3 protein-coding genes are annotated in these 6,173 nt (G+C 41.8%); all 3 read left to right on the forward strand.

Annotated elements, in window-relative coordinates; translation table 11 throughout:
* Positions 1-631: hypothetical protein (locus E7B10_RS09525; RefSeq protein WP_316055625.1), on the forward strand; the 631-nt coding region annotated here is incomplete at its 5' end.
* A 415-nt stretch (positions 632-1,046) separates the two neighbouring features.
* Positions 1,047-1,406 (forward strand): ESPR-type extended signal peptide-containing protein, encoded by a 360-nt coding sequence (locus E7B10_RS09595; RefSeq protein ID WP_399427957.1) that lies wholly within the window; start codon positions 1,047-1,049, stop codon positions 1,404-1,406.
* A partial coding sequence (locus E7B10_RS09530) for a hemagglutinin (RefSeq protein WP_399427959.1) occupies positions 1,407-6,173 on the forward strand: 4,767 nt, incomplete at its 3' end.

Raw genomic sequence — 6,173 nt, forward strand, 5'->3', positions numbered from 1 at the left:
ATTTATGCCTGTATTGGCACTTGCTTGTGTATGCGCGGTAGGTCAAGCGGATGCGGCTCAAGATCGATTGATGATGCCAGAACAACCGGCTGAACCATTGAATGTGCTTGAAACAGAAGTGGCCCTTTCCGTGCCTAGCGAAGAAGTTCGCGACGTTGTTAACGCTTTCACACAATTCCAATTGGATCAAAAGGGTAAGCGCATCATGGACGATTCCCGCGTTATGACTGGTCAAGAGCGTTACCGCAACAATGTGTTGTACTACATGAACGTTCGTCGTAGTTGGTACATCGTAAGCCATCGTTATAAAAACGATAGCTATGGGCGTTTGGCATTAGATCGTTTGTATAACGATTACAAGCAGTTCTTTACGGACCATGCGACGGTGTCTGAAGACGCTAAATTGGACTACGCACAACAAATCATCGATATCTTGGATCGCAATACGGCCAATGTACATGATGATGAATTGCGTTTCTACATGAACGAAATGGTGATCTTCAGCTTGAACGAAGCTATGAAAGACGGTAATAATCGCGTGAAACCTGTGGATGAAAAAATGGGTCCTACGGTGGATGAACTTCCTACAGTAGACCTTCGCAAAGCGATTAATGTACCAACAATTCAATAAAATTTGGATTATATCATATGACGAAAGCCGAGGCTCAAACTGCCTCGGCTTTTGTCATACATAGACTAAATCTTTTGTATGTGAATATGTAAATTTAATTCCATAAATATATAGAAAAGATGAAGAATTTTTATCTTATTTTTTAAGTCTATTAAATAAACTATAAAAATGAATGAAACATGAAAAAGTTGTTTACAATATTGAAATTATTTGATATAGTAGGCGCTAGAGTGAGTATAGTAAAGGAAAATATATATACCTAATAGTACTCAAACTGTAGTATTGAGTACTATTGTTTTACGTTAGAAGTGTAGATGATTTTTTATGTCTATGACTTCTTCTTTTATTTTTTATATGAGGATATAAATAGAATGCGTAACCGGCAAGACTGGTAGTTCGGTGAGAAAGGAAAAACATGAATCGAATTTATAATGTAATTTGGAGTAAAGCTAAAAATTGCTACGTTGTAGTATCTGAGTTAGTTAAGAGCGGTGGAGGTAAAGCTAGTGTGAGTTCTGCAAGAACGAGCATTACTTTCCGTTCGGCTTTATGCGCGTTTGCTATTACGGGTTGTTTAGTATCGGGGATTGCAGAAGCAAGTGTAATACAAGGCCCTGGCGCTGCTGCTACTGGTAGCAATAGCGTGGCAGTTGGTGATAATGCGAAATCTGCAGGTGCTAAGTCTGTGGCGATAGGTAATGACGCGGCTACATTAGCAACAAGTGAAAATGGTATTGCCATCGGTAATGGTGCGAAGGCTGAAGGGCAACAATGAGTGAATGTTCCTTATCCTGCGGGTACCATTGCTATCGGTCAAGGATCTGTGGCAAAGGAAAATGGCGATATTGTAATAGGTCGTCAAGCAAAGAGCACGATTTCCAAGTATCATCAACAACCTGGCTCTGGCGCAGTTGTAATGGGTGCGGAAGCCGCTTCTTACGGTTCTCGTGGTGACGTGGTTATTGGTGCTGCAGCGGAAGCTAATATAATTAGAAAGAATGCTACTGTTGACGGCGATGGCCAGCTATTCTCACAATCTGTAGCTATCGGTAGTGTAGCGAAGGTATATGGCACACAATCTGTCGCTATCGGTGGTGATGTAAGATCTATTGGACACTCTTCTATCGCTATCGGCGGTGATGATATTGATAAAGCGAAACCTGATTTATATAAGGTTATTCCTGATTTAGCGGTGCCAGGTACGCAGAAAAACTTTAACCGTGAAGTGGCTGCATTACATCCAAGTGGATTGGGTACAGCAGGTCTTAATGATAGTAAGAACTATGTAAATACTGCTTCTATCGGAAATGCCAGCCTTGCTATTGGTATGATGACACAGTCTTTAGGCACAGGCTCTAATGCTATCGGTGCTAACTCCTTGTCAAAAGGTGTGGCTAGTTCCGCTATTGGTGCTATGGCTCGTAGCTGGGGGAATAACTCTCTGGCTATCGGTAGCCAAGCCGGTGCGTATGGTGAGAAATCCACATCCCTCGGCGATGCGAATATAGTAGGCTTTGATATGACAAATGCTACTCTATCTGGTTCAGCTGCAGGCGCTCTTGGTAGAGGCAATATGGTGTATGGTAATAATGCATATGCCATCGGTAGTGAAAATACCGTAGGGACTGCTACTGTTACAGAAACTACAGAGTCTAATGGCGATAAAATTAAAAAGGTTACTGCTGGTACAGTTAAGGGTAATAAAGCTGGTGCTTTTGGTTACAAGAATACCATTACAACGGATAACTCCTACGTGGTAGGTAGTAACTCCACTATTTCCGCAGATAACGGTATGGTTCTAGGTAACAGTGCTACTGTGACAGGGGCTAATGGTTTAGCGCTCGGCAATAATACAAAAGTAGCCAATGATAATGCCGTAGCTATCGGTAATGGCTCTGAAACAGCAGCAGCTGTGGCTACTCCTTCTGCTACAATCAATGGGGTCACTCATAACTTTGCAGGCACAAACCCTGCTTCCACAGTAAGCGTAGGTAAGGCAGGTATGGAACGGACTGTTACTAATGTAGCGGCCGGTCGTATTTCTGCTACATCCACTGATGCTATCAATGGTAGCCAATTGTTTGCAGTTAAAACGGAAGTAGAAAAAGGCGTATCCTATGCAGGCGATGTAAAAGCTGCGGCAGCTGCAGATAATAAATTCACGCGTAAACTAGGCGAACAAACTAATGTTGTGGGCGGCGTGACTGATGTAACTAAATTGACAGATAACAATATCGGTGTTGTTTCCAATGGCACTGATACGCTAAATATTAAATTGGCTAAAACATTGACTGGTTTGGACAGCGTTACAGCTGGCGGCACTACTATCAATAACGGCGGTTTGACCGTAGATGGTAAAAACTATGTATCTCCAAACGGTATCAATGCGAATAATCAAAAGATCACCAATGTAGCTGATGGGACTAACTCTAATGATGCGGTTAACTATGGTCAATTACAAAATGCGATTAACTCTATCGATAAAGCGCCTACTGTGAAAGCAAAAGATGCAAATGTAACTGTAACAGAAGGTACAAATGTAGCAGGTGGTAAGGAATATATTGTTGGATTAGGCAATACAATTAATGTTGGTACTGCACATCCTGTAACTGTAGATGGTAATGCAGGCTATGTTACAGGTCTTCAAAATACAGATTGGAATGTAGACAATCCTGTAGCTGTTCCTGGTCGCGCGGCTACAGAAGATCAGTTGAAAAAGGTTAACGATACAGTTAATACCAATAAGGATCAAATCAATAAAAATAAACAAGCTATCGCTGATAACAAACAAAATATCACAACAAATGCCGGTAATATTGCTAATAATACGCAAAATATCGCAAAGAACGCTGGCGATATAGTTACAATCAATAAAACTATTGAAAAAGGTTTGAACTTTGACGGTGACTCCGGTGCGACAATCAATAAGAAATTGGGTGATACTGTTGCCGTTAAAGGCGGTGCTACAGGCACATTGTCTGACAACAATATCGGTGTTGTATCCGATGGTACTGGTACATTGAATGTGAAATTGGCTAAGACATTGACAGGTTTGGATAGCGTTACAGCTGGTGATACTACCATCAATAACGGCGGTTTGACCGTAGGTGGTAAGAATTATGTATCTCCAAACGGTATCAATGCAAACGACCAAAAGGTAACGAATGTTGCTAACGGCGACGTGGCTCCAAACTCTAAAGATGCAGTTAACGGTGGTCAATTACATCAAGTTAAGCAAGATCTTGGTGACCAAATTACAAATGCCAAGAATGATTTAAATAATAAAATTGATAATACTAAAACTGACCTTATCAATAAAGGCCTTCGTTTTAACGCGGATAATGACGATGAAAAAACAAATAAATTAGGATCTAAAGTAACTGTAAACGGTGATGATAATATCACTACAGAAATTACTCAAACTGGTGATGATACTAAAATTGCTCTTAAATTAAACAAAAATCTTAATGTTACATCTGTTACGGCTACAGACACTGTGAAAGCAGGGGACGTAACAATGGGTAAACAAGCTGATGGTGCGAATCCTGGTAATACAGGCAACTATATTACAGGTCTTGATAATAAGACTTGGGATCCAGGTAATGTTGTATCTGGTCGTGCCGCAACAGAAGACCAATTGAAACAAGCTTTGGCAAATCAAACGGCAACAGGTCTTAAATTTGATGCCAATGTAGGCGGTGTACAAACTAGTAAATTAGGTTCTACAGTAATCGTACAAGGTGAAGGTAAAGCTGCTGATAGCGATTATAGCGGTGAAAATATCAAGACTTTCATCAAACAAGATGTAGCAATAGGCAACACGACCATTGACGTGAAGATGAGCAAAAATCTTAAAGCTGAATCTGTAAAAGTTGGCAAAGGTGATAATAAGGATGGTGTATCTATCACAGGTCCAGATGGTGCGAACGGCACAGATGGCAAGGTAGGCATTACTGGTAAAGACGGTAAAGAAGCTGTATCCATGTCCGGCAAAGACGGTGTAGGTCACATCGGTCTTAATGGTAAGGACGGCCGTAGTGCGGATATTACTGCTGAAAAAGGTGACCCTGATATTGAAGGCAACGAAATCACGCGTATTAAATACCAAGACGAAAATGGTAAAACACACCAAGTGGCAACCAAAGACGATGGTATGAAATACGGTGGCGATAGTGGTGCGGTGATCAACAAAAAGCTTAACGAACAAGTAAACGTAATCGGTGGCATTACTGATGCTAGCAAGTTGACTACTGAAGACAATTTAGGTGTCGTATCCGATGGTAGCAATAACCTCAAGGTTCGTATGGCAAAAGACTTAAAAGGTCTTGAAACAGTAACAACTAAAGATGCTGCAGGCAATACTACGGTTGTGAATGGCGGCGGCATGAAGATTACACCTGCTAGCGGTAACCCTGTGAGCCTAACTAAAGATGGTTTGGATAACGGTGGCAACAAGATTACTAATGTAGCTGCTGGTACAGCTCCAACTGATGCAGTTAATAAATCTCAACTAGATCAAGCTGCAGCTGCTGCGACTACGACGGTAACAGCGGGCGATAATATTAAGGTTACGCCAAGCGACAATCCGAATGGTTCCAAAAACTATGAAGTAAGTCTTAAAGACCAAGTAACATTGGGCTCCGATCCAAAGAAACAAATCGCTATCGATGGCAATACAGGAACAATCAAAGCTGGCGACAAGGTTGAAATCGACGGTGATAAAGGGACTATTAAAGTTGGTAAAGATGGTCAAGATGGCGTATCCATCACAGGCCCAGATGCGACGAATGGCACAGACGGCAAGGTAGGTATCACAGGCAAAGACGGTAAAGATGCTGTATCTATGTTCGGCAAAGACGGTGTTGGTCATATCGGTTTAACTGGCAAAGACGGCCGTAATGCGGATATTACCGTTGATAAAGGTGATCCAGACTTAGATGGGAACAACATCACTCGTATTAAGTACCAAGACGAAAACGGTAAGACCCACCAAGTGGCAACTAAAGATGATGGTATGAAATACGGTGGCGATAGCGGTTCCGTAATCAAGAAAAAGCTTAACGAACAAGTTAATGTAGTGGGTGGCATTACTGATGCTAGCAAGTTGACTACAGAAGACAATTTAGGTGTCGTATCTGATGGTACTGGCAACCTTAAGGTTCGTATGGCGAAAGACTTGAAAGGTCTTGAAACAGTAACAACTAAGGATGCTGCAGGTAATACTACAGTTATGAACGGTGGCGGTATAACGATTACACCTGCTAGTGGTAATGCAGTTAGTCTTACTAAAGATGGCCTTAACAACGGCGGTAATACAATTACCAATGTAGGCCCTGGCGTAAACGGCACGGATGCGGTTAACGTAAATCAATTGAAAGGTGCTACAGATGGGTTAGCTAATGCTATTAACTCCGTAGCGGGCGAAACACAACGTGTAGGCGCACATGCGGCGGCTATGTCTGCATTGAAACCTATTCAATATGATCCATTGGAACCAACTCAAGTGATGGCCGGTATCGGTAATTACAGAGGTGAAACTGCG

It is taken from the genome of Veillonella sp. (genome assembly GCF_032470285.1).
Taxonomy (GTDB): Bacteria; Bacillota; Negativicutes; order Veillonellales; family Veillonellaceae; genus Veillonella.